The organism is Nocardioides renjunii (assembly GCF_034661175.1).
Classification (GTDB): domain Bacteria; phylum Actinomycetota; class Actinomycetes; order Propionibacteriales; family Nocardioidaceae; genus Nocardioides; species Nocardioides renjunii.
The window spans coordinates 2,692,167-2,717,453 of the sequence record NZ_CP141058.1; the positions used below are offsets into that span (position 1 = coordinate 2,692,167).

Here is a 25,287-nt window from a genome sequence, read left to right on the forward strand (position 1 = left end):
TGCCTCGGGCGTCTAGCACCCGGGTCCACCTTGACTCGTTCGAACAGGTGTTCGAAGATGGACGCATGCCGTCCAGCCGCTCCGTCGTCGCGCTCGACCCGGCGCGGTCGGTGGTCGAGCAGCTGCGCGAGCGGGTGGCGGCCATGGAGCACAAGCCCGCCGCGCAGCCCGTCGCGACCCTGCCCGGTCTCGCCTCGCTGGTCCCCCTGCACGCCGGTGCGACCTACGCGGTCGACTCCGCGTCCCTGGCGCTCGCGCTCGCCGCCGGCGCCTCGCAGGCCGGGGAGTGGGTCGGCTTCGCCGGCTGCGCCGACTTCGGGGTCGAGGCGGCGGCCGAGCTCGGCATCGAGCTCTCCCGCACCGTGCTCGTGCCCGACCCGGGTGAGCACTGGCTGGAGGTCACCGCGGCGCTGGTCGACGTGCTGCGGGTCGTGGTGCTGCGGCCCCCGGCCTCGGTGGACGAGCGGACCGCGTCGGTCCTCGACTCGCGCCTGCGCACCCGCTCGGCGGTGCTCGTGGTGCACGGCCAGTGGCCCCGCGCCGACGCCCGGGTCAGCGTCGAGGAGTCGGTGTGGACCGGGCCCGGGTCCGGCGCCGGCCAGCTGCAGGAGCGCCGCGCTCGCGTCGTCGTGCGCCGGGGGGCACGGCCGCCTCAGCGCGCCGAGCTCACCTGGCCCGGCGTGCACCGCGTCGACCAGCCGGTCCGCGGCCTCCGGACCACGTCCGGCTCCGACGACGTCAGGGTGCGGGTCGGGTGAGGACGATGGTCGTGTGGTGCCCCGACTGGTCCGTGGTCGCGGCCCTCGACGAGGCGGAGCGGTCACCGCGCTCCCCCGCCGCGGTGCTGTCCGCCAACGTCGTCGAGGTCTGCAACGGTCCCGCCAGGGCCGAGGGCGTGCGCCGGGGGCAGCGCCGCCGCGACGCGCAGGCCCGCTGCCCCGAGCTCCTGCTGCTGCCCGCCAACCCCGACCGCGACGCCCGGGCGTTCGAGCCCGTGCTGGCCACGGTCGAGGACCTGCGGCCCGGGGTGGCCGCGCTGCGGCCCGGCCTGCTCGCCGTGCGCGCCCCCGGCAGCTGGTACGGCAGCGAGGCCGAGGCCGCCGCGACCGTCTGCCAGGCCCTGGTCGAGGCCGGCGTGTGGGACGTCCGCGTCGGGATCGCCGACGACCTGTTCACCGCCGAGCAGGCCGCACGCACCGCCGACGTGCAGTCCTGGGAGGTCGTCGTGGCCGGAGGGTCGGCGGCCTTCCTGCGCCGGCTGCCGGTGCAGGTCCTCCAGGACGACGGCCCCCAGGGACGCGAGCTGGTCAGCCTGCTGCAGCGGCTCGGCCTCCGCTCCCTGGGCGACCTCGCCGACCTGCCCGGCGACGCCGTCGAGCACCGCCTGGGCACCTACGGCGCCACCGTCCGGCGTCGGGCCCGCGGCGACGACCCGGCCCTGTTCTCGGCCCGCACGCCGCCACCCGAGCTCGACGCCGAGGTCGCGTTCGAGCCGCCGCTCGACTCGGTCGAGGCGATCACCTTCAGCGTGCGCACCACGGCCGAGCGGTTCGTCTCGCAGCTGGCGCACCACCAGCTGGTCGCCACGGGCGTGCGTGTGGAGGCGGAGTCCGATGGCGCCGTCTGCTCGTCGCGCACCTGGCTCCACCCTCGCCACTTCGGCGCCCGCGACCTCGTCGACCGGGTCCACTGGCAGCTGCAGTCCTCGACCGTCGGGGGTTCGCTGCGCGCCCGCAAGGACTCCGGCGGGGTGCGCGCTCCCATCGACCGGGTGCGGTTCGTGCCCGACGTCGTCGAGCCGGCCGCCGCCCACGGCGAGGCCCTGTGGGGAGCCGCCTCCGACGACCTCGTCGAGCGCGGGGTGGCGCGGGTCCAGGGGATGGTCGGCTTCGACGCCGTACGACGCCCCGTGCTGCAGGGCGGCCGCAGTCCCGCCGCCCGCCAGGCGCTGGTGCCGTGGGGCGAGCGCGCGGTCGACCTGCGCCCGGTCGACCGGCCCTGGCCCGGCCGGGTGCCGGGGCCGGCGCCGGTGCGGGTCTTCGCGACGCCGCCCGCGGCGGAGGTCGTCGATGACGCCGGACGCGACGTCTTCGTCACCGACCGCGGCGTCGTCACCGGGGAGCCGCGCCGGTTCCGGGTGGGCGGCGGGGTGCTGCCCTGGCAGCCGGTGACGGCGTGGGCCGGGCCGTGGCCGACCGACGAGGGCTGGTGGTCGGGAGGGGCAGGTCTCACGTCCCGGTTCCAGGTCGTGGGCGCCGATGGGCGGGCCTGGCTGCTGGTGCGCGCGCCCGAGGGCTGGTCGCTGGAGGCCGGCTATGACTGAGCCGCTGGGGCAGGGACGGCGCTGATGGGGTGGAACAACCCCGCCATGCGCTGGAAGGAGCTCGAGCGCCGGCTCAGCGGGCTGCCCGGTGCCGACGACGCGCCGGTGTCACGGCGCAAGCGGGCTCCCGGCACGCCACCGTCCATCGACCGCCCCGTCGAGGCGACGCCCTACGCCGAGCTCCACTGCCACAGCCACTTCAGCTTCCTCGACGGCGCCAGCTCCCCGGCCGAGCTGGTGGAGGAGGCCGTGCGCCTCGGGCTGCGGGGGCTCGCGGTCACCGACCACGACGGCTTCTACGGCGCGCCGATGCTGGCCGAGGCGGCGGCGGCCTACGACCTGCCCACCGTCTTCGGCGCCGAGCTGTCGCTCGGCCTCACCGGCCCCCAGAACGGGGTGCCCGACCCCGAGGGCAGCCACCTGCTGGTGCTCGCCCGAGGGGTCGAGGGCTACCACCGGCTCGCCGCAGCGATGACCGACGCCCACCTCCGCGGTGACGAGAAGGGGCGGCCGGTCTACGACCTCGACGAGCTGGGCGAGCGGGGACGCGGGCACTGGGTGGTGCTGACGGGCTGCCGCAAGGGCGCGGTCCAGCAGGCGCTGGCGCGCGGGGGCGAGGCGGCTGCCGCGGAGGAGCTCGACCGGCTGACGGCGCGGTTCGGGCTCGAGCACGTCCTCGTCGAGCTGTCACCGCGCCCGGGCGCCGACGCCACCAACGCGGCACTCGCGCGGCTGGCCGCGGTCCACGGCCTCGACGTCGTCGCGGCCGGCAACGTCCACCACGCCACGCCCCGGGGGCACCGGCTGGCGTCGGCCATGGCGGCCGTCCGTGCGCGCCGCAGCCTCGCCGACCTCGACGGCTGGATGGACCTGTCCGGCTCGGCCCACCTGCGCAGCGGCGCCGAGACGGCCGCCGCGCTGGCGGCGTACCCGACCGCCGTCGCCCGCAGCGTCTCGCTCGCCGAGGAGCTCGCCTTCGACCTCCGCAAGGCGTCCCCCGCGCTGCCCAAGCGCCAGATCCCCCCGGGCCAGACCGCAGACTCGTGGCTGCGCACCCTCGCCGAGCGGGGCTTCGCCGAGCGCTACTCCGGCGTCCCCCACGAGGCCGAGGCGCGCGAGCGGCTCGAGCACGAGCTGCGAATCATCGCCGAGAAGGACTTCGCCGGCTACTTCGTCATCGTCCACGACATCGTCGCCTTCGCGCGGGGGCGCGGCATCCTCTGCCAGGGCCGGGGCTCCGCCGCGGCGTCCGCGGTCTGCTACGCCCTCGGCATCACCGCCGTCGACGCCGTCTTCTACCGGCTCCCCTTCGAGCGCTTCATCTCCGCCCACCGCGACGAGGAGCCCGACATCGACGTCGACTTCGACTCCGACCGGCGCGAGGAGGTCATCCAGTGGGTCTACGACACCTACGGGCGGCGCAACGCGGCGCAGGTCGCCAACGTCATCGGCTACCGGCCGCGGATGGCGGTGCGCGACGCCGCGAAGGCGCTCGGCTACTCCCCCGGGCAGCAGGACGCCTGGTCCAAGCAGATCGACGGCTGGACGTCGGTGGTGGCCGGCGACATGGGCGACGCGACCGCGCACGACGTCCCGCCGGCGGTCGTCGCCCTCGCCGAGGAGATGCTGGGCGCGCCCCGCCACCTCGGCATCCACTCCGGCGGGATGGTGCTCACCGAGCGGCCCATCGGCGAGGTGTGCCCGATCGAGCGGGCCCGGATGGACCGGCGCACCGTGCTGCAGTGGGACAAGGACGCCTGCGAGTCGATGGGACTGGTCAAGTTCGACCTGCTGGGCCTCGGCATGCTCGGCGCCCTCGACCACATGATGCGGCTGGTCGCCGACCACCTCGGCGAGCGGTGGGACCTCGCGACGATGCCCAAGGAGGAGCCGGCGGTCTACGACATGCTCTGCCGCGCCGACTCCATCGGGGTGTTCCAGGTGGAGAGCCGGGCCCAGATCGGGACGCTGCCGCGGTTGCGGCCGCGGGAGTTCTACGACCTGGCGATCGAGATCGCGCTGATCCGGCCGGGTCCGATCCAGGGCGGCGCGGTGCACCCCTACGTCCGCCGGGCGACCGGCCAGGAGCCGGTCACCTACGACCACCCCGAGCTGGTGCCGGTGCTCGAGCGCACCAGGGGGGTGCCGCTGTTCCAGGAGCAGCTGATGGCCATGGCGGTGACCCTCGGCGACTGCAGCCGCGACGACGCCGACCTGCTGCGCCGCGCGATGGGGTCCAAGCGCGGAGTCGAGCGCATCGAGTCGGTCAAGCAGAAGCTCTACGCCGGGATGGAGCGACGCGGCATCACCGGCGAGCTGGCCGACTCGATCTACGTGAAGATCCTGTCCTTCGCCAACTTCGGCTTCGCCGAGTCTCACGCCCTGTCGTTCGCCCTGCTGGTCTACGCCTCCTCCTGGTTCAAGCTGCACTACCCCGCGGCGTTCCTCGCCGGCCTGCTGCGCAACCAGCCGATGGGCTTCTACTCCCCCCAGTCGCTGGTGGGCGACGCGCGCCGCCACGGGGTCGACGTACGCCGTCCCGACATCACCCGGTCCGCCGCGCAGGCCGAGCTGGAGGGCGTCGTCACCGGTCCGGTCGCCGCCACCGGGCCCGACGGGTGCTGCCGTCCCCGGTTCGAGCGCACCGAGTGGGTGCCGGGCACCCCCGACCCGGTCCCCGCCCACCGCCGCGACGGGGCTCTCGCCGTGCGGCTCGGGCTCGACTCCGTGCGCGGTGTCGGGCTGGAGGTGGCGCGCCGCATCGTCGCGGCCCGTGAGGAGGCGCCCTTCACGGGCGTCCCCGACCTGTCCCGGCGTGCCGGCCTCACCTCGGCGCAGCTGGAGGCGCTAGCCACCGCCGGCGCCTTCGACGCCTGGGGGATGGACCGCCGCGAGGCGCTGTGGGCGGCCGGCTTCGCCGAGGGCGCCGACCACCTGCCCGGCACGACACCGGCGCCCGCTGCGCCGACCCTGCCCGGCATGAGCGAGCCCGAGATCACCCTCGCCGACCTGTGGGCGACCGGGGTCTCCCCCGCCCGTCATCCCGTCGAGCACCTGCGCGAGGAGCTCCGCCGCGCCGGGGTCCGCTCGATCGCCGAGCTGGAGACCACCGAGGGCGGTCGGCGCGTCCACGTCGGCGGGCTCGTCACCCACCGCCAGCGCCCCGGCACGGCGATGGGCGTCACCTTCCTCAACCTCGAGGACGAGACCGGCATGCTCAACGTGGTGTGCTCGGTGGGCGTGATGAAGGCGCACCGGCAGGCCGCGCGCAACCGGGTCGCGGTGGTCGTCCGGGGCCGCCTCGAGCGCAACGAGGGCGTCACCAACCTCGTCGCCGACCGGGTCGAGCCGATCGACGTGGTCGTCCCGGGCGCCGGCGCCGTGCTGCAGGCACGGGCGTCGTCCCGCGACTTCCGGTGACTCAGGCGGACGGCCCCTCGCCGCTCGCGTCGGCGGCGCCCCGCCCGCTGGGTGCGGGCCGCCGACGCCAGGGCAGGCTGCCCTCGAGCTCGACCTCCAGCGAGAAGCTGAGGAAGGTCCGGACGATGACGATGAGTCCCAGGGCGAGCGCGCTGTCGAGCGTGGCGTCGACGGTGATGGTCAGCACGATGTCGGCGATGATGAGGAGCTCGAGGCCGAGGAGGATCGCGCGACCGACGCTCCGCCGGGCCGTCTCGTAGGCGGTCGCCGCGCCGTCCCGTCGGGCCACCAGGGCCGCGTGGACGAAGGCCGCGAGGGCCCCGATCACGAGGACGGCCACGCCGGCGAGCTCGAAGCCGTGGACCACCAGCTCCATCAGTCGGTCGAAACGCTCGTCGCTGGTCACCCGCCCACCCTCGCACCAGCCATGCCCGCCACACCACCCGCGGCGACCGGTGCCGCGCGGCGCGCCGCCCGGTTAGTGTGATCGCCATGTCGGGTCATCGGGTCGAGGCGTCGCGCGTGGTCCAGGTCGAACCGGGTGTCGCCTTCGAGCGGCTGATGGACGCGCCGCTGACGGACGTGTTCGCCCGGCGCTACGCGGCCCTGCCGGCCGTGGCCGAGGTGGTCGACCAGCCGGACGGCTGGGGCGTCGTCGGCCAGACCCGCACGATCGTGCTCGCCGACGGCGGTCGGCTGCGCGAGACCCTGACCGACGTCGCCCGGCCGCACAGCTTCGCCTACCGGCTCGACGGGATCGAGGGGCCGCTGCGGCACTTCGTCCGCACCATCGACGGGCTCTGGACGGTCGCGCCGCACGACGGCGGCGCTCGCGTCACCTGGGCCTGGACGTTCTACCCGAAGGCCTCGCCGGCCCGGCTGACCACGAACGTCATCGGCCGGATGTGGATGGGGTACGCCGACCGCGCCCTGACGGAGCTCGACACCATCCTGACGCGCGCCTGACGCGCGCACCGCCTTCGGCCGGCGACGTAGGCTCTCGGCATGGAGCTGATCCTGCTGCTGGTGGTCCTGGCCGTGGTGGGTGCCGGCGCGGTCGTCCTGGCACGACGCAGCAAGGCGCAGGAGCTCCAGCGGCGTGAGGACGAGCTCGCCCCGGTGAGGAAGCTGGCCTTCGAGGACATCACCGCGTTCGGTGTCGACCTCCAGGACCTCGACCTCGAGCTGAGCGGTCAGCATCTCGACGCCGGCGCCAACGCCGACTACCAGCGGGCGCTCGACACCTACGAGTCGGCCAAGACCGCCGGCGACTCCATCACCGAGCCGGGCGACATCCGGCACGTCACCTCGATCGTCGAGGACGGCCGCTACGCCATCGCGTGCGTGCGTGCCCGGGTCGAGGGGCGGCCGCTCCCCACCCGTCGGCCGCCGTGCTTCTTCGACCCACGCCACGGGCCCTCCGTCGCCGACGTCCTCTTCGTCCCGCCCGACGGCGTCGAGCGGGACGTGCCCGCGTGCGCCCTCGACGTCGAACGCGTCAACGCCGGCGCCGAGCCGGACGTCCGCAAGGTCATGGTCGGCGCGCAGCGGGTCCCCTACTGGCAGGGCGGTCGCGCCTACGAGCCCTACGCCGCGGGCTACTTCGGTGCCTTCGGACCCATGACGTGGATGTTCATGGGCGGGATGATGTTCGGCGACCTCGGTGGCGGCTACGACAGCGGCGACGGGGGCGGCGGTGACGGCGGATCCGACGGTGGCGACGGCGGTGGCGGTGACGGCGGGGGATACGACGGGGGCGGCGACGGCGGCGGGTTCGACTTCGGCGGCTTCTGAGCGCCCACCCCCGTCCGGGCACCGGACGAGGAGACGCAGCAGGCCCTGACCGGCGTCTCCGCTGGTCAGGGCCTGTGTGGCGTCGGTGGGCGATACTGGGTTCGAACCAGTGACCTCTTCGGTGTGAACGAAGCGCGCTACCACTGCGCCAATCGCCCGAGTCCGCGGGAACGATATCCCATGGTCCGCCCGGACCGGCAATCGGGTCAGCCCCGGTCGGCCCGCGCCGTCTCCACGTCGCGGTCCAGCTCGGCGACCGCCTCCGGCTTGCCGTGGAAGCGCCGGTAGCTGTAGACGATGAGCGCCAGGGCGATGAAGGCCGAGGCGACCTGGGTGACGCCCGTCCAGATCCCTCCGGGGAGCCACCACGTGTCGGACAGGGGCCACCACTCCGGCGACGGGGGCTTGACGATCCACAGCACCCCGCAGGCGGCCAGCACCGCGGCGCCGAGGCACGAGGCGATGATCCGCGGCCACGTCTCGACGCTCTCGGCCGCGCCGCGCAGCGCGCGCAGCCGGACCGGCTCCACGCGGCGCTCGGCCCAGTCGTACTGCTGGGAGAGCAGCGCGAGGCCGGCGAAGATGCCGAGCAGCCCCGGACCCGGCAGGAAGATCGCAGCCACGCCGAGCACCAGCAACAGCCAGCCCAGCCCTTCGAGCACGATGCGCTTGCCTGCCCCCGCCATGGGTGCAACCTACAAGGCGGCTCCACACCATTTCCCTCGCGAAACAGCACGTAGCGTCAAGGACGGCACGAGTGAGGCTCAAGATCCGGTCTGGACCGGTGTTGACCATATTTTGCCGTTTCGCATCACGACCCCGGCCGGATGCCGTCTCATGAGCACCACCACCCCCCGGGACCGTTCCCGGGAAACCCCAAGGAGTCTCGATGAACATGTCCGGTAGCGGGCACACCCTGTCCGACGTGGCGTTGGACATCACCGTCGAGTGCATGGACGACCGCGGCATCCGCCACGAGATCGACACCGTCCTGGGATACCGCAGCTCCGACCCGTTCGCGGTCGCGATGACCTTCGTCACCGGCGAGGGCAACCTCGTGTGGACGTTCGGTCGCGACCTGCTCATGCGGGGCACCGAGACGCCCACCGGTGACGGCGACGTCCACGTCTCCCCCGCCATCGGCCTCAGCGGCCGTGCCATGGTCAGCATCGAGCTCAGCTCGCCCGACGGCCACCTGGTGCTGCTCGCCCGCGCGTCCGACGTCGACGACTTCCTCGCCCGCACGGTCGCCATCGTGGCGCCCGGCACCGAGTCGGACTTCTTCGACGCCGACCTGCTCATCAGCCAGGTCCTGGCGTCCTGACACCCGCCTCGTCAGGCCTGCGAGTGCTGGGCGATCCAGCTGGCGTGCAGCCCTGAGTAGACGCTGCCCGCCTGCGTGACCAGCTCGGCGTGCGGTCCGCGCTGCACGACGCGGCCCTTGTCGACCACGATGACCTCGTCGGCGCTCTCCGCGGTGGAGAGCCGGTGCGCGATGGTCACGGAGGTGCGCGACTGCATCAGCCGCTCGAGCGCCCGCCCGATCTGCATCTCCAGCGCCGGGTCGACCGCGCTCGTGGCCTCGTCGAGGACGAGCAGGTCGGGGTCGGCCAGGTGGGCGCGGAGCAGCGCCACGAGCTGCCGCTCCCCCGCCGACAGCGACTCGCCGCGCTGCCCGACCTGGGTGTCCAGGCCGCGCGGCAGGCCGGCGAGCCAGTCGTCGATGCCGAGCTCGACCGCCGACGCGCGGATCTCGTCCTCCGTGGCGTCGAGCTTGCCGTAGCGGACGTTGGCGGCGATGGTGTCGTCGAAGAGGAATCCCTCCTGCGGCACCAGCACCACGCTGCGCCGCAGCGAGCGCGCGTCGATGCGGCGTACGTCGACGCCGTCGAGCAGCACCGCGCCCTCGACGGGGTCCATCAGGCGCGTGAGCAGCTTGGCGAAGGTCGACTTGCCGGAGCCGGTCTCGCCCACGATCGCGACGCGGGTCCCGGCGTCGATGGCCAGGTCGACGTCGCGCAGGACCGGCGGGCCCTCGGGGTAGGCGAAGGTGACGTCGGCGAAGCGTACGTCGATCGGGCCGCGCGGCAGCTGCTCGCCGTCGGGGCCGGGGTCGACGAGGTCGGCGGGCGTCTCCAGGATGCCCAGCACGCGGCGCCAGCTCGCGATGGCGTTCTGGGCGTCGGTGAGGATCTGGGTGCCCATCTGCACGGGTCCCACGAAGAGGGTGACGAGGAAGGCAAAGGCCAGCACCTTGCCCGGGGTCATGTCACCGGTGAAGCCGAGCAGGACGCCGACCACGATCACGCCGGCGTTGGCCAGGCCCGCGGAGATGCCGCCCAGCGAGAACGAGGTGACGGTGTAGGTCTGGGCGTGCGTGTAGGCGTTCTGCCAGTCCTGGATCGCGGTGTCGATGCGGGCCTGGGTGCGGTCCTCCACGCCGTAGGAGCGGACGACCGCGGCGCCGACGACCGGCTCCGAGATGGCACCGAGCAGGACGCCGACCTGGTGGCGCACGACCGTGTAGGCGGCGGACAGCTTCTTCTGGAACCACCGGATCGAGAGGAACAGCGGCGCGAAGCAGAGCCACACCACGGCCGCCAGCTGCCAGCTGTAGACGAGCATCAGGACGGTCGCGACGAGGATCTGCCCGATGCTCACCACGAAGATGAGGCCACCGAAGACGAGGAACTGGCTGACCTGGTCGACGTCCGAGGTCACCCGCGACACCAGGGCCCCACGGCGCTCGGTGTTCTGGGTGAGCAGCGGCAGGTCGTGCACGTGGCGGAACGCCTTGGTGCGCAGGGTCGCCAGGCCGTTCTCGGAGGTGGTGAAGAGCCGGTTGGTCATCAGGTAGGACGCCCAGCCGGTCAGGCCGATGGCGACGGCGGCCGCCACACCCATCCAGGCGACGTAGTCGAAGCGCGGCCCGCCCGGTGCGTTGAGGCCGCGGTCCAGCGTCTGCTGGACCGCGATGGGCACGACGATCTGGCCGCAGGACGCGATGATCGCGAGCAGGAAGGTCGTGCCGATGCCTTCGCGCAGCTCGGGCGAGTACTTCATCCCGAGCCGGATGGTGGCGATGGCGCCGATGTCCTCGCCGGTGTCCATCCGGGTGCCCGAGGTGGAGGTGGCAGCAGTCGTCGTGGTGCTCATTCGTGGCTCCCGGCGGATCGTCCGGTGGCAGGCCCGGGCTCGGCGGCGGCGTCGGCGCTGGACTCGTAGGCGTTGACCAGGTGGGCGTAGGCGGGGCTGGAGTCGAGCAGCTCGGCGTGGGTGCCGCGGCCGACGATGCGACCCCCCTCGAGGTGGAGCACCTCGTCGGCGAGGGAGATCGTGGCCTTGCGGTAGGCGACGACGACAAGCGAGGCGTCGGACCCGCCCACGTCGTCGCGCAGCGAGGCGAGGATCCGCGCCTCGACCTCGGGGTCCACCGCCGAGGTCGCGTCGTCGAGGATCAGCAGCCGCGGACGGCGGACGAGCGCGCGGGCCAGCGAGAGGCGCTGCCGCTGGCCACCCGACAGCGACGTGCCGCGCTCGCCCAGCTTGGTGTCGAGGCCCTCGGGGAGGGCAGCGACGAAGCCGTCGGCCTGGGCGGTGCGCAGCGCGGCCCACACCTCCTCGTCCGGTACGTCGGCGCCGAGCGTCACGTTGCCCCGGACCGTGTCGTCGAACATGAACGCGGTCTGCGGGACGAGGGCGACGTCGCGCGGGAGCTGGCCCTTGCGCAGGCCCTTGACGTCGTGGCCGTCGATGCGGATCGCGCCGGAGTCGGGGTCCACCAGCCGGGTCATCAGGCTGGTGAGGGTGCTCTTGCCGGACGCGGTCGCGCCGACGAGCGCGACGGTCCGGCCCGGTTGCACGTCGAGGTCGACGCCGCGCAGCAGCGGTGCGTCGGCGTCGTAGGAGTAGTGCAGGTCGTCGACCTCGAGCAGGGCGCCGACCGACGAGGGCGGCAGCTCGTCGTCGCCGTAGGCCATGTTGCCGCGGGCGTCGAGCACCGCCTTGGCGCGGCGGTAGCCGACCACCGAGCGGGGGAACTCCCCGAGCAGCCAGCCGATGGCGCGGATCGGGAACGAGACGATGGTGAGGAGGTAGGCGACGGTCACCACGTCGCCGGCCTCGGTGGCCCCACTGGCGACGCGGGAGACGCCCACGGCCAGCACCACGAGCACGCCGAGGCTGGGCAGGCTGGCCAGCGCCGGGTCGAAGAGGGCCCGCACCCGTCCGGCGCGGATGTTGACGTCGCGGAGCTCGCGGGCCTTGGCGCGGAAGCGATCGGTCTCCTCGCCCTCGCGGCCGAGCGTCTTGACGACCATCGCGCCGTCGAAGGACTCGTGGGCGATCTCGCTGACCTCGGCGCGCAGGCCCTGGGCCCGGGTCATCAACGGCGAGGAGTAGTGCTGGTAGACGAGGTTGGCGACCACGACCGCCGGGAAGACGAGGAGGCCGACCAGCGCCATGACGACGTCGGCGACGAACATCTGGGCGACCGCGATCACCATCATCACGACGGTGCCGAGCGCCATCGGCAGCGGCATGATCGGCGCCCAGGCCGCCTCGACGTCGGAGTAGGCGTTGGAGAGCAGCTGGCCGGTCGGGTGGCGCTGGTGCCACTCCATCGGCAGGGAGAGGTACTGGCGGGTCACGCCGCGTCGCGTGTGCGACTGCATCCGGTAGTACATGATGCCGCCGCCGAGGCGCCGGGCGACGATGCCGACCGCGCGCAGGATCGCCACGGCCATGAACAGCGCGACCACCCAGACCAGGAGCCCGGTGCCGATCTCGCCGTCGTCGAAGGCGGGGATCAGGACGTGCTGGGTCGACCAGCCGAGCACCCAGGCGTCGGCCACGGTGAGCACGCCGAACAGGACCGCACCGAGCGTCGCGACGGTGAAGATCCGGGGCTCGCGGCGGATGCCGACCCACAGGACCCGGAACCCGTCGAGAGTGGTGGCGCCCCGCGGCTCCGCATCCTTGCCCACCGGTGTCGCCCGCCCCCTCGTCGTCGCGTCAGTTGCCGAGCGCAACCACCCGACCGCGTCAGGCTATTCCTCGTCACCAACGCCGGGCGAATCGGCTGTGGTCGTCCGGGTGTCAGGCCCGGATGCGCGAGAGGAACGCGCGGGTGCGCTCCTCGCGGGGCTCGCCGATGACCTGCTGCGGGGTCCCCCGCTCGTGGATGCGACCGTCGTGGAGGAAGCAGACCTGGTCCGCGACGTCGCGGGCGAAGCCCATCTCGTGGGTGTTGAGCAGCATCGTCACGCCCTCGCCCTTGAGCTCGGTGAGCAGGTCGAGGACCTCGCCCACCAGCTCGGGGTCGAGCGCGCTGGTGACCTCGTCGAGGAGCATCAGCCGCGGGTTGGCCACCAGCGCCCGGGCGATGGCCACGCGCTGCTGCTGCCCACCGGACAGGTCGTCGGGTCGGGCCTCGGCCCGGGCGGCGAGCCCCACGCGGTCGAGCATCGCGAGCCCGCGCGACCTCGCCTCCTCGGCGTCGACCCCGTGCACGAGCCGCAGCGCGAGGGTCACGTTGCCGATCACGTCGAGGTGCGGGAAGAGGTTGTAGGCCTGGGAGACCATGCCCATCCGCGAGCGCACCTCGTCGCCGTCCACCCGCGGGTCGGTGATGTCGCGGCCCTCGAAGGTGATCACGCCGTCGTCGACGACCTCGAGGAGGTTGACGCACCGCAGGAGGGTGGACTTGCCGGACCCGGACGCGCCGATCAGCACGACGCACTCGCCGGGCTCGACGGTGAGGTCCACGTCGCGGAGGACGACATGCTCGCCGAAGGACTTGCGGACGCCGTCCAGCCGGAGCAGCTCGCTCACAAGTGTCCTCCTGCTCCGTGGTAGCCCTTGCGGCGGGCGTAGCGGTCGGTGAGCCGGGCCATCGGGATGGTCAGGCAGCAGAACAGCACGCCCGCGACGACGTACGGCGTGTAGTTGAAGTCGATGGCGGTCTCGATCTGCGCCGCGCGGATCGCGTCGGTGACGCCGAGCACCGCGATGAGGCCGGAGTCCTTCTGCAGGGAGACCAGGTCGTTCATGAGCGGCGGGATGACCCGGCGCCAGGCCTGCGGCAGGACGACGTGCCGCAGCGTCTGCCCGTAGCTCAGCCCCAGCGAGCGCCCGGCCAGCCGCTGGCTGGGGTGCACCGACTCGATGCCGGCGCGGAACACCTCGGCGACGTAGGCCGAGTAGGACAGCACCAGCGCGGCGCCGCCCCAGAACAGTGCCGAGGTCGGCAGCCCACCCAGGCTCAGGGCGGGGCCGCCGAACCCGAGCAGGAAGATCACCAGCAGCAGCGGCAGCCCGCGGAACACGTCGACGTACGCCGTGCCGAGCAGCCGCAGCGGGAATGCGACGGGCCCGCGGATGGTGCGCACGATCGCGATCGTGAGGCTGAGCAGGAGGATCAGCACCCAGCAGACGACCATGACGCGGATGTTGAGCCACAGCCCCTCGAGGACCGCGGGGAACGAGGACACCGCCTTGTCCCAGTCGAAGTAGGTCTCGCGCACCCGTTCCCAGCCCGGCGAGCTGACGACCGCCGTGCCCACCGCACCGAGCAGCAGCAGCGTGCTGACGACCGCGATCGCGGCGCTGCGGAGCGTACGGCGTCGCCGCCACTCGTCACGCTCGCGCTGCACCTCCGAGGGCTGCCAGTCCTCCGCCGGCCCTGCCGTCTCCCCGACGACCCGGTGGGCCATCAGGACAGCTCGGGGGCGCCCTGCTGGGCCAGCCACTCCTGGTTGATCTGGTCGAGGATGCCGTCCTCGCGCAGCGCGTCGACGGCGCTCGAGACGCAGTCGGTCAGCGGGCTGTCCTTGGCCAGCACCGCGCCGAACTGCTCGGGCTCGCCCTCCGGGAGCGGCAGCTGGCCGACGATCACGCCGTCGTCGAGCTGCACCGCGGTCATGAAGTAGGCGGTCGGCAGGTCGACGACGATGCCGTCGATCTGGCCGTTCTTGAGCGCCTGCACCGCCTGGTCGTTGGTGTCGAAGACCGCCGGGTCCTCCGACGGCTGGATCGTGTCGGTGATGGCGGTGTAGCTGGTGGTGCCGACCTGGGCACCCAGCTTGGCGTCGGCGAGGTCGGCGACGCTGGTGGCGCCGTCGATGGCGCTGCCCTCGTTGGTGATGACGGTCTGGACCACGTCGTAGTAGCCGGAGGAGAAGTCGACGGCCTTGCGGCGGGCCTCGGTGATGGAGACCTGGTTGACGTCGAAGTCGAAGTCCTTGGGGCCGGGCTGGACGACCTTGTTGAACGGCACCGTCACCCACGAGACCTGCTCGGCGGTGTAGCCGAGCTCCTCGGCGATGGCGTAGGCCACCGCGGACTCGTAGCCCTCGCCGTTGGTGGGGTCGTTGTCGACGAACCACGGCTCGTAGGCCGGGGTGTCGGTCGCGATGGTCAGCGTGCCGTCGGCGACCGTCTCCATCGAGTCGGGGGTGCACGCGTCGGCGGCGGGCGACTCCGAGGAGCCCGCGGAGTCCGAGGACGTGTCGGAGGCGGTGTTCTCGCCGCTGTCGGCCTCGTCGGTCGGTGCGCAGGCGGTGAGGGCGATCGTGGCGGCCGCGACGGCGGCGAGGCCGAACGGCCGGACAGTCTTCAGCATGGGCCGAATCCTACGGCTCGGGCGGTGCCCAGCGGACCGGGTGACCGGCCGTGGACAGGCCGGTCTTGACGTCCCCGACGCTCAGCGTGCCGAAGTGGAACACCGTCGCGGCGAGCACGGCGTCGGCGCCGGCGTCGACCGCGGGCGGGAAGTGCTCGACCGCACCCGCTCCCCCGCTCGCGATGACCGGGATCGTCACCTCACGGCGTACGGCGCGGATGAGCTCGAGGTCGAAGCCGTCGGTGGTCCCGTCGGCGTCCATCGCGTTGAGCAGGATCTCGCCGGCTCCCAGCTCGGCGGCGCGCACGGCCCACTCGATCGCGTCCAGCCCGGCGCTCCTGCGACCACCGTGGGTGGTCACCTCGAAGCCGCTGGCGGTGCCCGGCGCGTCCGGCCGCACCCGGCGGGCGTCAACGCTCAGGACGAGCACCTGGTTGCCGAACCGGTCGGCGATCTCCGCGACCAGGTCGGGGCGGCGGATGGCGGCGGTGTTGACCGCGACCTTGTCGGCGCCCGCGCGCAGCAGCCGGTCGACGTCGTCGACGCTGCCCACGCCACCGCCGACGGTGAGGGGGATGAAGACCTCCTCCGCGCAGCGGCTGACCACCTCCATGGTGGTCGCCCGGCCCTGGTGGGAGGCGGAGATGTCGAGGAACGTCAGCTCGTCGGCGCCCTCGGCGTCGTAGAGCCGGGCGAGCTCGACGGGGTCGCCGGCGTCGCGCAGCTCGGTGAAGTTGACGCCCTTGACGACCCGTCCGCCGTCGACGTCGAGGCACGGGATCACCCGGACAGCGAGGCTCATCGCCGGGCCTCCTCGCCCCGCCACGCGGCGAGCGCGACGTCGACGATCTCCGAACGCGGCTGGCCCCCGAGCTCGGCGAGCGGCACCCAGGCGGCGTGGTCGGTGGAGCCGCCGACCTCGGTGGTGCCCAGCTCGCCGCCCGTGATCGTCGCGTCGAAGACGAACCGCTGGGCGCGGAACCACCCGTCGAAGCTGCGGCCGCGCGCGGTGAAGAAGTGCTCGGCGACGAGGGGACCCGGCTCGACGTGGTAGCCGGTCTCCTCGAAGACCTCGCGCACGAGGCCGTCGCGGACCGACTCCTCGAACTCGATGCCGCCTCCGGGCAGCGACCACTCCGGGTCGCTGTGCCCCTCGCCGTTCCACCACGCGAGGAGCACCCGCTCCCGCTCGTCGACGAGCAGGGCGTAGGCCGCCAGCCGGGTGTGGTAGTCGGTGAACTCCATGCTCAGGCGCCCCTCGTGAGGGCGAGCGCGTCCTTGAGGGTGAAGCGGCCCTCGTAGAGCGCGGTCCCGGCGATGGCGCCCTCGACGCCCTCGTCGACGAGGCCCATCAGCGCGCGGAGGTCGTCCAGGGTCGTCACTCCCCCGCTGGCGACGACGGGCTTGTCGGTCGCGGCGCACACGTCGCGGAGCAGCTGGAGGTTCGGCCCCTGGAGCATGCCGTCCTTGTTCACGTCCGTGACGACGTAGCGCGCGCAGCCCTCGGCGTCGAGCCGGGCCAGGGTCTCGTAGAGGTCGCCGCCCTCACGGGTCCAGCCGCGCGCGGCCAGGGTCGTGCCCCGCACGTCGAGGCCGACGGCCACGCGGTCGCCGTACGTCGCGATCGCCCGCGCGCACCACTCCGGCTGCTCGAGCGCCGCCGTGCCGATGTTGACCCGGCGGCAGCCGGTGGCCATCGCGGCGTCCAGCGACTCGTCGTCGCGGATCCCGCCGCTCATCTCGACCTGGATGTCGAGGGTCCCGACGATCCGGGCCTGGAGCTCGCGGTTGTGCCCGTGGCCGAACGCCGCGTCGAGGTCGACGAGGTGGATCCACTCGGCACCGGCCTGCTGCCAGCGCAGAGCCGCCTCGACGGGGTCGCCGAAGCGCTTCTCCGAGCCGTCGACGCCCTGGACCAGCTGGACGGCCTGGCCGCCCTTGATGTCGACGGCGGGCAGGAGCTCGAGGTAGGGCTGCTCGGGGGTGCTGGGCATGGCTCGATCCTAGGAGCCGGCTCACCCGCTCCGGCACGTCGGTCCGGTGCGCAGACGCCGGTGGCCGGCGCCCCGAGGGGCACCGGCCACCGTGCTGGTCGTGCAGGGTCGTGCTGGGTCGTGCTGGGTCAGATCGTGCCGCGACGGTCGTCGAGGTCACCCTCGGTCTCGATGTGCTCCTTGCGGACCTCCTCGGTGACGGTCTCCTCGTCGGTGACCGTCTCCTTGCCGAGGCGTACGCGCTCCACCGGCTCGGCGGTCTTGCCGACGACGGCGTGCTCCTCCTGGAGGACGACCTCGTGCTCCTCCTCCGAGATGGCGGGGCCCGAGAGGGCCTCGTCGCGGTTGGCCTCGGTGATCGGCTCGGTCTCGAGGACCGCGCGCTCCTTCTTCACCGGGACGCTCACGGTCTCCTGCTCGGTGGTGACGTACTTGCGGAGCCGGACGCGGCCGGCCTCCTCGCGCGACGTGCCGACGTCGAGGCGCTCCTCCGAGCGCGTCATGGCCTCGTCCGTGGTGGGACCGGACGTGTCGTGGCCGACCGTGTGGTCGGTCCGGCTGGTGTCGTAGTCCGCCGTGCCGGCCGTGCCGGCGGCGTAGCCGGTGCCACCCTCGGGCAGACCCGAGTCGCTGGAGTACTCCGAGTAGGACATGTTGTAGTGCTCGTAGAGGCGCCGCTCCTCGGCCTGGTCGAGGTGCCCGCCGTCGACGTCGACGTTGGGGGCGTCCTTGACCTGGTCCTTGGTGAACGGGACCACGAGGCGGTCGCCCTCGACCGTGGCGTTCGTGATGGGCACGAACGTCTCCTTCATACCGAAGAGACCGGTGTTGACCGACGCGAACTCGGGCTGCCCGGTCTCGTCGTCCAAGAAGATGTGGCCGATGCTTCCGATCTTGTCACCGTTGCTGTCGTAGGCGTTCTTGCCGATGACACTCTGGATCTCGTTCTCGTGCATGTTCGATCCTCCTGGGTTGTTGCTTACGGGGACACATGGCGTACCCATCACTGACGAACCCATGTCCAACCCTGCCTCGAACGGGTGAAGAGAGCCCGTCGTCGCCTCACCAGGGGCCGTACGTCACCACTGGGGGTCGTTCACCCACTCGGCGAGGTCGGAGAACGCACCCGTGCCCAGCGCGGGGGCCAGCAGCACGGGCAGGACGACGACCAGGACCGCGAGCGCGAGCATCCCGAGCCACGGGCGGCCCTTGACCCCGTGCAGCACGAGCCCGCCTGCGGCAGCGGGAGCGACGAAGGGCAGCGACGCGGGCAGCGGGGTGTGGGCGGGGTCTCCTCGGGCGGGCCTGGCTCGGTGGCCCGGCCCCGATGGACGATGACCACGCCGCTTCGCTTGTTCTCCCGCACGCGAGTGGTCTTCAATCAGTCACTGTCCGGGACTGCTTCGCGGCCGTTCTCGAAGCTCCCCGGGCGGCTCGCCACATGCCTGTGGCCCCGCCGGGTCGGCTCGGCGGGGTGTGGGGCGGGGTCATGGTCGGCCGGGCGGCGCCGCGTCGTCTGCAGCGCCACTGATCCGAGTGGTGCCGGTGCGGTCGCGTCGGTAACGGTGGCCGTGGGGGCTGGTCCACTCGTAGATGCCGATTCCGGTCACCTCGTAGCGCCAGGCGGTGTGGGTCTTGAGGCGGTGGTGCCATCGGCACTCCGGGGCGAGGTTGGAGCTGACTGTCGGACCGGGTTGCGTGCGGCCCTCGGCGGCGGCGTCGTGGTCGTAGGCGATGACGTGGTCGATGTCGCAGGCCCGCGCTGGGCGGGTGCACCACGGGAAGACGCAGGTGCGGTCGCGGAGGATGACCTGTTCGCGGATCCGGTCGGGGATGTCGTAGCCCGGCGCGCTCAGCTCGGCGTTGAGGTCGATGACCGGCTTGACGGTCACCTTCGTCCGCGAGACGCGGCACCAGCCCTTCACCTGCTCGAGCAGGACAAGCCGCTGGCCCTCCTCGAGGCGTCCGGTGGGACCGAACACGGTCTCCAACCCGTCGAGGCCGGTGTCGAAGTGGGCGTGCAGGACGACTTCCCGAGCGGCTGGCAGGCCGTCCTCGCTCCTGGCGGCGGTCGAGCCCTGGGCGTGGAGGTCGAGCGCGGTCTGGGTGCGGGCCAGGTCGCCGAGCGCAGCCGATCGTCGGGCGTCGAGCGGAGCTTGTGAGCCGAGTGCTTTCAGCGTCTCGGCGCCGTGGGCGAGGGCTCGGTCGAGGTCGAAGGCGTCGGCGATGTCGAGCTCGGCCTCGAACCGCATGGTCCCGGCGTAGTGGACGTCCTCGGCGTGGAGGGTGGCGTGGCGCGGGTCGACGTGCTGCCACCCGTCGTTGGGGTCCGAGGTCGCGTCGGAGGTGTCGAGGTGGTGGCGCTTGATCGTCTCGGCGACAAGGCGGTCGAGCTGCGCGGGCCCGACCCGCGCGGCGACAGAGGCGACCTGGGTGTCGACCCACCGCGCCGCCTCCATGGTCAGGGACGGGGTCGCGTGGATCGTCGCCTCCGCCACTGTCCTGGCCCGCCACGCCGGGACCTGACCGGCCTGGACCTGCGCCCACAGCCGCGGGAGGCGGTGCCGCAGCTCGAGGGCGTGACCGATCAGCCGCTTCGCCGACGTCGACGAGATGCCGAGGACGGCTCCGAGCTCGGCGATGCAGAACTCCGCCACCGCCGGGCAACCCTCGCCGGCGATCGGCTCCTCGTGCTCCAGGCCGTAACGGCCACCGTCGCTGAAGACCGCGGCGGTGTGGATCGACTCCGGCGGGTGCAGGTCCGCCCACCGCGCGGCCACCTCCAACAGGTCAGCTGCCGCGCGGTCCTCAGCGGCCTTCCGGTCGCGGGCGAGTGCCAGCAGCGCGGAGGCCGAGAGGTCCTCGACCTCTGCCTTCGGCCCTGCCAGCGTCTCGATCATGTGTTCGATTCTACGGCGGACCACCGACAGCGGACAGTGCTTGAGCAAGCCGATGGAGGGGTCTCGATACGCCTCGTTCTCCGGCTACTCGACCATCGAGGAGGACCATGCCTCGTCCCTCGGCCACTCGACCACCGAGGGGGGGTCTCGAAACGCCGCGCTCGTCCCTCGCTCAGCCACCCGACCAGCGAGGCCGGGCAGGTCTCGATACGCCTCGTTCCTCGGATGCTCGACCACCAAAGCGCACCGTCACGCCGATAAGTGGTGACCTCGCCGCCCCCGGGGCAGCTGGTGGGCGAGGCCGTCCATCGAATGGGCCGGGGTAGGTCACGGGTAGCGTCGCCGTCATGATCGGCGACCGGTGGGGTGTTACGGAGGACGAGTTGCGGCGGCGCTACGGGTGCGACGACATCGTGCACGCGCCGACCCTCGAGGCGTGGCGCGGTGTCACCGTGCACGCCGACCCGGCTGCCGTGTGGGCCCGGCTGCGGCAGGTGCGGCTCGCGCCCTACTCCTACGACCTGGTCGACAACCTCGGCCGACGGTCGCCGCGCGAGCTCGTGGACGTGCCCGAGCCGGAGGTTGGTGATCCCTTCACGCGCGCGGGCGTGCGCGACCAGGGCCGCGTCGTGGCGGTGGACCCCGGCCGCGAGCTCACCGCGACGATCATGGGTGCGCACCTGTCGTACGCCGTGCTGCCGGCCGCGGACGGCGTACGCCTCGTGCTCAAGGTGGTCGCGCGGACCAGCCGCTGGCTGGCGCCGGCGCTGTCTGTGGGCGACCTGGTCATGGCGAGGAAGCAGCTGCTGACGCTCAAGGCGCTGGCCGAGGCCGACGCGACCCGTCAGGTCTAGCGCCAGACCGGGGCGACCTCGCGACGGTAGCGACGGGCCACCACCGTGGTCAGGACGGCGACGACGGGCCCGGGGATGGTCGCGCGCAGCGAGGACCGCTCCCGCTCCCCCGCACCGTCCTGCATCCAGGCGAGCGCGTTGGCGGCGTCGACGACGCTGGCCGGCCGCAGCTTCTTGGACAGCTCCTTGAACTCGGGGTCGTCGTGCAGCGCCCCCATCGGCCCCTCGACGTCCTTCTCCTCGTGGTCGAGATGCCCGTTGATGACGACCTCGGCACGGGCGACCTCCTCGGCGGCGGCCGTGGCGTTGGCCGCGGTCGTGTCCGCGACCAGCGCCTCGAGGCGCTCGCTCACCGAGGCGAGCGCCGTCTTCATCGCCACGTGCTCGGCCTCCATCTCCTCGAGGAGCCCCAGCCCGACGCCGCGCGACTCGAGGAAGGGCCACACGTGCTCGTCCTCGGCCTCGTGGTGGTGGGTCAGCTCGCGCACCAGGTTGCGCCAGGCGACCTGGAGCTCCCGCGCCCGCGCGGTGTCGCCGTCACCCAGGGCGCGCAGCGCCCGCTCCGTGCGTGCCACGTCGCGGCGCACGGCGGCGTGGATGATCTGGTTCATGCTGAGCTCCGGGGCCATCCCCGGACGGTAGCGCTCAGCGCTGCAGCGACTCGACCCAATTCTTGAGGAGCTTCGCGCCCGCGTCCCCGGACTTCTCGGGGTGGAACTGGGTCGCGGACAGCGGACCGTTCTCGACCGCGGCCACGAACCGGTCTCCCCCGTGCTCGGCCCACGTCACCAGCGGCGCGGCGGTCCGGTCGTTGGTGACCAGCTCCCAGTCGCGCACGCCGTAGGAGTGCACGAAGTAGAACCGCTCGTCCTCGATCCCCGCGAACAGGGGCGAGCCGGACGGCACCTCGACCGTGTTCCAGCCCATGTGCGGTACGACGTCGGCCTGCAGCCGGTCGACGGTGCCCGGCCACTCGGCGCAGCCGGCGGTCTCCACGCCGTGCTCCACGCCGCGCGCGAACAGGACCTGCATGCCGACGCAGATGCCCAGCACCGGGCGCCCGCCCGCGAGCCGGCGCCCGATGATCCGGTCGCCCTTGACCTCGCGCAGCCCGGCCATGCAGGCGGCGTAGGCGCCGACACCGGGCACCACGAGGCCGTCGGCCTCGAGCGCGGCGTCGAAGTCACCGGTCAGGGTGACCGACGCGCCGGCACGCTCGACCGCGCGGACGGCCGAGCGCAGGTTGCCCGACCCGTAGTCGAGGACGACGACGTCGGGGGCCGTCACAGCGCCCCCTTGGTGGAGGGCACGCCCGTCTCCCGGGGGTCGATCGCGACCGCGTCGCGGAACGCCCGGGCGAACGCCTTGAACTGCGCCTCGACGACGTGGTGCGGGTCGCGCCCGCCGAGCACGCGCACGTGGAGAGCCAGGTGGGCGTGGAACGAGATGGTCTCGAAGACGTGGCGCGTCAGCGATCCCTGGTAGGCCGCGCCCGTGCCGCCGATCGCGACGTAGGCCTGGCCCTCCGGCTCGCCGGAGTGCACGCAGTAGGGCCGGCCGGAGACGTCGACGACCGCCTGCACCAGCGCCTCGTCGAGCGGCACGGTCGCGTCGCCGAAGCGGCGGATGCCCACCTTGTCGCCGAGCGCCTGGCGCAGCGCCTGGCCGAGCACGATCGCGGTGTCCTCGACCGAGTGGTGCCCGTCGATGTGGGTGTCACCGGTGGTCTGCACGACGAGGTCGGTCAGCGAGTGGCGAGCGAAGGCGTCGAGCATGTGGTCGTAGAACCCGACACCGGTGGACACCTCGGAGCGCCCACTGCCGTCGAGGTCGACCTCGACGACGACCTGGGACTCCTTGGTGGTGCGCTCGATCCTGGCGGTGCGGCTCATGCCCGGGCCTCCGTCTCTCCGATGGTGTCCAGCAGTGACTGCCGGAATGCTGTCATCTCGTCGGGCGTGCCGACCGAGACCCGCAGCCACCCGTCGGGCCCGGTCTCGCGGATCAGCACGCCGCGGTCGACCAGACCCTGCCAGACCGCGTGCCGGTCGGCGAACCGGCCGAAGAGCACGAAGTTGGCGTCGGAGTCGGCGACCTCGAGATCCTGCTCGCGCAGCCAGGCCACGGTGGCGTCGCGCTCGGCGCGCAGGTCGTCGACCCGCCCGAGCAGCTCCGGCGCGTGCCGCAGCGCGGCCAGCGCCGTCGCCTGGGTGACGGCCGAGAGGTGGTAGGGCAGCCGGACGACGCGGATCGCGTCGCAGATCGCCGGGTCGGCGGCGAGGTAGCCCACCCGGGCCCCGGCCAGGGCGAACGCCTTGCTCATCGTGCGGGTGACGACGAGGTTGCGGTGGCGCGGGAGCAGCTCCAGGGCGCTCGGCGTGCCGGAGCGGCGGAACTCGCCGTAGGCCTCGTCGACCACGACGATGCCGCCGGGCTCGTACGACGCCGCGGCCTCGCAGAGCATGGTCACCGCCTCGGGCGGCAGGGCCGTCCCCGTCGGGTTGTTGGGGCTGGGCAGCAGGACCACCGACGGGCGCTCCTCCAGCACCAGCGCGCGGGCGGCGTCGAGGTCGAGCGAGAAGTCCTCCGCCCGGTGCCCCGCCACCCACGCGGTGAGGGTGTCGCGGGCGTACTCGGGATACATCGAGTACGTCGGCGCGAAGGACAGCGCGACCCGCCCGGGCCCGCCGAAGGCCTGCAGCATCTGCAGCATCACCTCGTTGGACCCGTTGGCCGCCCACACCATCTCGGGCGTGATGCCGGACCCGCCGGAGCCGTTGAGGTACGCCGCCAGGCCGGCGCGCAGCTCGACGTGCTCGCGGTCGGGGTAGCGGTTCAGCGAGACCGCGGCCTCGCCCACGGACCGGGCGATGTCCGCGGCGGCCTCGGGCGAGGGGCCGTAGGGGTTCTCGTTGACGTTGAGCTGGACCGGGGCCTGCTCCCGGGTCAGCTGCGGCGCGCCGTAGGGCTCGATCCCCTGCAGCTCCTCGCGCAGGGGTGGGAACGTGCCGGTCATCGGGCTGGGCGCTCGGAGTCGAACCGCACCGACACGGCCTGCCCGTGGCCGGGCAGGTCCTCCGCCTCGGCCAGCGTCACCACGTGGCCGGCGACCTCGGCGAGGGCTGCCCGCGAGTAGTCGACGACGTGCACCGACCGGGTGAAGGCGCGCACCGAGAGACCGCTGGAGTGGCAGGCGCACCCGGCGGTGGGCAGCACGTGGTTGGAGCCGGCGCAGTAGTCGCCGAGGGACACCGGCGCCCACGGGCCCACGAAGATCGCCCCGGCGTTACGGATCCGGGCCGCGTGGGCCGAGGCGTCGCGGGTCTGGATCTCGAGGTGCTCCGCGGCGTAGGCGTCGACGACGTCGACGCCCTGGTCCATGTCGTCGACCAGGACGATGCCGGACTGACGCCCACCCAGCGCGGTGAGGATGCGCTCGGTGTGGCGGGTCGCGAAGACCTGCTTGTCGAGCTCGGCCTCCACCGCGTCGGCGAGCGCCAGCGAGTCGGTCACGAGGACGGACGCGGCCATCGGGTCGTGCTCGGCCTGGCTGACCAGGTCGGCCGCGACGAACGCGGCGTCGGCGCTGTCGTCGGCGAGGACCGCGATCTCGGTCGGCCCGGCCTCGGAGTCGATGCCGACCACGCCGCGCAGGAGCCGCTTGGCCGCGGCGACGTAGATGTTGCCGGGGCCGGTCACGAGGTCGACCGGACGGCACGGGCCCGCGCCGTGGGCGAACATGGCGATCGCCTGCGCACCGCCGACGGCGTAGACCTCGTGCACGCCCAGCAGCGCGCACGCGGCTAGGATCGTCGACTCGGGCAGGCGGCCGCTGTTCTTCTGCGGCGGGCTGGCGAGCGCGATGGAGCGCACGCCGGCGACCTGCGCCGGGACGACGTTCATCACGACGCTGCTCACCAGCGGGGCGAGCCCGCCGGGGACGTAGAGACCGACGCGGTCGATCGGCACCTTGCGGTGCGTCACGGTGGCACCGTCGGCGACCTGGCTGGTGACGTCGTGCTCGAGCTCGGCCTCGCTCGTCAAGCGGAGCCGGCGGATCGACTCCTCGAGGCCGGCGCGCACGGCCGGGTCGAGGTCGGCGAGGGCCGCGTCGATGGCCTCGCGGGGGACGGCGATGTCGTCGCTGTCGACCCCGTCGAACTGCGCCGAGAACTCGGCGATCGCCTCGACGCCCCGGGCGCGCACGGCGTCGATGATCGGCTGCACCTGATGCGTGGCGGCCTCGACGTCGAACTCGGCGCGGGGCACGGCCGCGCGGTAGTCGACGGACGCCCGGTCGGCGCCCCTCAGGTCGATGCGACGGATCAGGGACATGCCCCCGAGTCTAGGTTCCCCGGCGGGTCGACCGAGAGCCGCGGGT

At 73.1% G+C, this 25,287-nt stretch carries 25 protein-coding genes and 1 tRNA gene; 7 read left to right on the forward strand and 19 right to left on the reverse strand.

Going from position 1 to position 25,287, the window contains the following annotated elements; translation table 11 throughout:
- The first annotated feature begins 65 nt into the window (after positions 1-65).
- Genes SHK17_RS12835 through SHK17_RS12845 form a run of 3 tightly spaced genes read left to right on the forward strand, consistent with a single transcriptional unit; the run spans position 66 to position 5,743 of the window.
- A complete protein-coding gene (locus SHK17_RS12835; protein ID WP_322919465.1) occupies positions 66-758 on the forward strand; it encodes a hypothetical protein in 693 nt (230 codons plus the stop codon).
- A gap of 5 nt (positions 759-763) precedes the next feature.
- A complete protein-coding gene (locus SHK17_RS12840) occupies positions 764-2,323 on the forward strand; it encodes a DNA polymerase Y family protein (RefSeq protein WP_322922032.1) in 1,560 nt (519 codons plus the stop codon).
- 24 nt (positions 2,324-2,347) lie between these two features.
- Positions 2,348-5,743, forward strand: a complete 3,396-nt coding sequence (locus SHK17_RS12845) for an error-prone DNA polymerase (RefSeq protein ID WP_322919466.1) — start codon at positions 2,348-2,350, stop codon at positions 5,741-5,743.
- A gap of 1 nt (position 5,744) precedes the next feature.
- Here the strand turns inward: SHK17_RS12845 and SHK17_RS12850 are convergent, their stop codons facing one another.
- On the reverse strand, positions 5,745-6,149 hold the full coding sequence (locus SHK17_RS12850; protein ID WP_322425426.1) for a DUF1622 domain-containing protein: 405 nt from the start codon (positions 6,147-6,149) through the stop codon (positions 5,745-5,747).
- An 86-nt stretch (positions 6,150-6,235) separates the two neighbouring features.
- On the opposite strand from SHK17_RS12850, the gene SHK17_RS12855 reads away from it, so the two are divergent.
- Both SHK17_RS12855 and SHK17_RS12860 read left to right on the forward strand, forming a co-directional pair.
- Positions 6,236-6,709, forward strand: a complete 474-nt coding sequence (locus SHK17_RS12855) for an SRPBCC family protein (RefSeq protein ID WP_322919467.1) — start codon at positions 6,236-6,238, stop codon at positions 6,707-6,709.
- A 39-nt stretch (positions 6,710-6,748) separates the two neighbouring features.
- A complete protein-coding gene (locus tag SHK17_RS12860) occupies positions 6,749-7,537 on the forward strand; it encodes a hypothetical protein (RefSeq protein WP_322919468.1) in 789 nt (262 codons plus the stop codon).
- An 86-nt stretch (positions 7,538-7,623) separates the two neighbouring features.
- Here the strand turns inward: SHK17_RS12860 and SHK17_RS12865 are convergent.
- Together SHK17_RS12865 and SHK17_RS12870 are read right to left on the reverse strand one after the other, a co-directional pair.
- Positions 7,624-7,695, reverse strand: a tRNA-Val gene (locus SHK17_RS12865).
- 48 nt (positions 7,696-7,743) lie between these two features.
- Positions 7,744-8,223, reverse strand: a complete 480-nt coding sequence (locus SHK17_RS12870) for a PGPGW domain-containing protein (RefSeq protein WP_172274300.1) — start codon at positions 8,221-8,223, stop codon at positions 7,744-7,746.
- Between the two features lie 203 nt (positions 8,224-8,426).
- Between SHK17_RS12870 and SHK17_RS12875 the strand changes: the two genes are divergently transcribed.
- On the forward strand, positions 8,427-8,861 hold the full coding sequence (locus SHK17_RS12875) for an SsgA family sporulation/cell division regulator (RefSeq protein ID WP_322919469.1): 435 nt from the start codon (positions 8,427-8,429) through the stop codon (positions 8,859-8,861).
- Positions 8,862-8,872: 11 nt separating this feature from the next.
- On the opposite strand, the gene SHK17_RS12880 is transcribed toward SHK17_RS12875, so the two are convergent.
- The 11 genes from SHK17_RS12880 to SHK17_RS12930 form a co-directional block, all read right to left on the reverse strand.
- Positions 8,873-10,693, reverse strand: a complete 1,821-nt coding sequence (locus SHK17_RS12880; protein ID WP_322919470.1) for an ABC transporter ATP-binding protein — start codon at positions 10,691-10,693, stop codon at positions 8,873-8,875.
- Positions 10,690-12,522 (reverse strand): ABC transporter ATP-binding protein, encoded by a 1,833-nt coding sequence (locus SHK17_RS12885; RefSeq protein WP_322919471.1) that lies wholly within the window; start codon positions 12,520-12,522, stop codon positions 10,690-10,692. The genes SHK17_RS12880 and SHK17_RS12885 overlap by 4 nt, the downstream gene beginning before the upstream one ends.
- A 112-nt stretch (positions 12,523-12,634) precedes the next feature.
- Positions 12,635-13,369 carry an amino acid ABC transporter ATP-binding protein gene (locus SHK17_RS12890; RefSeq protein WP_322919472.1) on the reverse strand — a complete coding sequence of 245 codons (735 nt, stop codon included), beginning with the start codon at positions 13,367-13,369 and terminating at the stop codon, positions 12,635-12,637.
- The gene (locus tag SHK17_RS12895; protein ID WP_322425431.1) at positions 13,366-14,250 is read right to left on the reverse strand and encodes an amino acid ABC transporter permease; all 885 of its coding nucleotides are present in this window, start codon (positions 14,248-14,250) and stop codon (positions 13,366-13,368) included. Before SHK17_RS12895 ends, SHK17_RS12890 begins: the two co-directional genes overlap by 4 nt.
- Positions 14,250-15,158: an ABC transporter substrate-binding protein gene (locus tag SHK17_RS12900; RefSeq protein ID WP_172274282.1), complete on the reverse strand. Its 909-nt coding sequence runs from the start codon at positions 15,156-15,158 to the stop codon at positions 14,250-14,252. Before SHK17_RS12900 ends, SHK17_RS12895 begins: the two co-directional genes overlap by 1 nt.
- A gap of 10 nt (positions 15,159-15,168) precedes the next feature.
- Complete coding sequence (gene hisF / locus SHK17_RS12905; protein ID WP_322425432.1) at positions 15,169-15,960, reverse strand: imidazole glycerol phosphate synthase subunit HisF; 792 nt, start codon at positions 15,958-15,960, stop codon at positions 15,169-15,171.
- Positions 15,957-16,403 (reverse strand): NUDIX hydrolase, encoded by a 447-nt coding sequence (locus SHK17_RS12910; RefSeq protein ID WP_322425433.1) that lies wholly within the window; start codon positions 16,401-16,403, stop codon positions 15,957-15,959. The genes hisF and SHK17_RS12910 overlap by 4 nt, the downstream gene beginning before the upstream one ends.
- Positions 16,404-16,405: 2 nt before the next feature.
- A complete protein-coding gene (priA, locus tag SHK17_RS12915; RefSeq protein ID WP_322919473.1) occupies positions 16,406-17,152 on the reverse strand; it encodes a bifunctional 1-(5-phosphoribosyl)-5-((5-phosphoribosylamino)methylideneamino)imidazole-4-carboxamide isomerase/phosphoribosylanthranilate isomerase PriA in 747 nt (248 codons plus the stop codon).
- A 128-nt stretch (positions 17,153-17,280) separates the two neighbouring features.
- A complete protein-coding gene (locus SHK17_RS12920; protein WP_172274270.1) occupies positions 17,281-18,108 on the reverse strand; it encodes a DUF2382 domain-containing protein in 828 nt (275 codons plus the stop codon).
- A 123-nt stretch (positions 18,109-18,231) separates the two neighbouring features.
- Positions 18,232-18,378 (reverse strand): hypothetical protein, encoded by a 147-nt coding sequence (locus SHK17_RS12925; RefSeq protein WP_322919474.1) that lies wholly within the window; start codon positions 18,376-18,378, stop codon positions 18,232-18,234.
- Positions 18,379-18,639: 261 nt separating this feature from the next.
- Positions 18,640-20,052: an HNH endonuclease signature motif containing protein gene (locus SHK17_RS12930; RefSeq protein WP_322919475.1), complete on the reverse strand. Its 1,413-nt coding sequence runs from the start codon at positions 20,050-20,052 to the stop codon at positions 18,640-18,642.
- A 347-nt stretch (positions 20,053-20,399) separates the two neighbouring features.
- On the opposite strand from SHK17_RS12930, the gene SHK17_RS12935 reads away from it, so the two are divergent.
- Entirely contained in the window at positions 20,400-20,906 is a 507-nt protein-coding gene (locus tag SHK17_RS12935) for a hypothetical protein (RefSeq protein WP_322919476.1), read from the forward strand.
- Here SHK17_RS12935 and SHK17_RS12940 read toward each other — a convergent pair.
- From SHK17_RS12940 to hisD, 5 genes are read right to left on the reverse strand one after another with little or no spacing between them, the layout of a single operon-like run.
- Positions 20,903-21,535, reverse strand: coding sequence for a hemerythrin domain-containing protein (locus tag SHK17_RS12940; RefSeq protein ID WP_322919477.1), 633 nt, complete (start codon positions 21,533-21,535; stop codon positions 20,903-20,905). The two genes, SHK17_RS12935 and SHK17_RS12940, sit on opposite strands and share 4 nt — an antisense overlap.
- 16 nt (positions 21,536-21,551) lie before the next feature.
- A complete protein-coding gene (gene hisH / locus SHK17_RS12945) occupies positions 21,552-22,193 on the reverse strand; it encodes an imidazole glycerol phosphate synthase subunit HisH (RefSeq protein ID WP_172274255.1) in 642 nt (213 codons plus the stop codon).
- Complete coding sequence (hisB, locus tag SHK17_RS12950; RefSeq protein ID WP_172274252.1) at positions 22,190-22,798, reverse strand: imidazoleglycerol-phosphate dehydratase HisB; 609 nt, start codon at positions 22,796-22,798, stop codon at positions 22,190-22,192. Before hisB ends, hisH begins: the two co-directional genes overlap by 4 nt.
- Positions 22,795-23,922, reverse strand: coding sequence for a histidinol-phosphate transaminase (locus SHK17_RS12955; RefSeq protein WP_322919479.1), 1,128 nt, complete (start codon positions 23,920-23,922; stop codon positions 22,795-22,797). The genes hisB and SHK17_RS12955 overlap by 4 nt, the downstream gene beginning before the upstream one ends.
- Complete coding sequence (hisD, locus tag SHK17_RS12960; RefSeq protein ID WP_405030414.1) at positions 23,919-25,235, reverse strand: histidinol dehydrogenase; 1,317 nt, start codon at positions 25,233-25,235, stop codon at positions 23,919-23,921. The genes SHK17_RS12955 and hisD overlap by 4 nt, the downstream gene beginning before the upstream one ends.
- Between the last annotated feature and the right edge of the window lie 52 nt (positions 25,236-25,287).

Excerpts from the sequence above, each read along its gene's own strand:
- SHK17_RS12835 (WP_322919465.1), top strand. The coding sequence starts at position 66 with ATGCCGTCCAGCCGCTCCGTCGTCGCGCTCGACCCGGCGCGGTCGGTG.
- SHK17_RS12840 (WP_322922032.1), top strand. The coding sequence starts at position 764 with ATGGTCGTGTGGTGCCCCGACTGGTCCGTGGTCGCGGCCCTCGACGAG.
- SHK17_RS12845 (WP_322919466.1), top strand. The coding sequence starts at position 2,348 with ATGGGGTGGAACAACCCCGCCATGCGCTGGAAGGAGCTCGAGCGCCGG.
- SHK17_RS12855 (WP_322919467.1), top strand. The coding sequence starts at position 6,236 with ATGTCGGGTCATCGGGTCGAGGCGTCGCGCGTGGTCCAGGTCGAACCG.
- SHK17_RS12860 (WP_322919468.1), top strand. The coding sequence starts at position 6,749 with ATGGAGCTGATCCTGCTGCTGGTGGTCCTGGCCGTGGTGGGTGCCGGC.
- SHK17_RS12870 (WP_172274300.1), bottom strand. The coding sequence starts at position 8,223 with ATGGCGGGGGCAGGCAAGCGCATCGTGCTCGAAGGGCTGGGCTGGCTG.
- SHK17_RS12875 (WP_322919469.1), top strand. The coding sequence starts at position 8,427 with ATGAACATGTCCGGTAGCGGGCACACCCTGTCCGACGTGGCGTTGGAC.
- SHK17_RS12880 (WP_322919470.1), bottom strand. The coding sequence starts at position 10,693 with ATGAGCACCACGACGACTGCTGCCACCTCCACCTCGGGCACCCGGATG.
- SHK17_RS12895 (WP_322425431.1), bottom strand. The coding sequence starts at position 14,250 with ATGGCCCACCGGGTCGTCGGGGAGACGGCAGGGCCGGCGGAGGACTGG.
- SHK17_RS12900 (WP_172274282.1), bottom strand. The coding sequence starts at position 15,158 with ATGCTGAAGACTGTCCGGCCGTTCGGCCTCGCCGCCGTCGCGGCCGCC.
- hisF (WP_322425432.1), bottom strand. The coding sequence starts at position 15,960 with ATGAGCCTCGCTGTCCGGGTGATCCCGTGCCTCGACGTCGACGGCGGA.
- SHK17_RS12910 (WP_322425433.1), bottom strand. The coding sequence starts at position 16,403 with ATGGAGTTCACCGACTACCACACCCGGCTGGCGGCCTACGCCCTGCTC.
- priA (WP_322919473.1), bottom strand. The coding sequence starts at position 17,152 with ATGCCCAGCACCCCCGAGCAGCCCTACCTCGAGCTCCTGCCCGCCGTC.
- SHK17_RS12920 (WP_172274270.1), bottom strand. The coding sequence starts at position 18,108 with ATGCACGAGAACGAGATCCAGAGTGTCATCGGCAAGAACGCCTACGAC.
- SHK17_RS12930 (WP_322919475.1), bottom strand. The coding sequence starts at position 20,052 with ATGATCGAGACGCTGGCAGGGCCGAAGGCAGAGGTCGAGGACCTCTCG.
- SHK17_RS12935 (WP_322919476.1), top strand. The coding sequence starts at position 20,400 with ATGATCGGCGACCGGTGGGGTGTTACGGAGGACGAGTTGCGGCGGCGC.
- SHK17_RS12940 (WP_322919477.1), bottom strand. The coding sequence starts at position 21,535 with ATGGCCCCGGAGCTCAGCATGAACCAGATCATCCACGCCGCCGTGCGC.
- hisB (WP_172274252.1), bottom strand. The coding sequence starts at position 22,798 with ATGAGCCGCACCGCCAGGATCGAGCGCACCACCAAGGAGTCCCAGGTC.
- SHK17_RS12955 (WP_322919479.1), bottom strand. The coding sequence starts at position 23,922 with ATGACCGGCACGTTCCCACCCCTGCGCGAGGAGCTGCAGGGGATCGAG.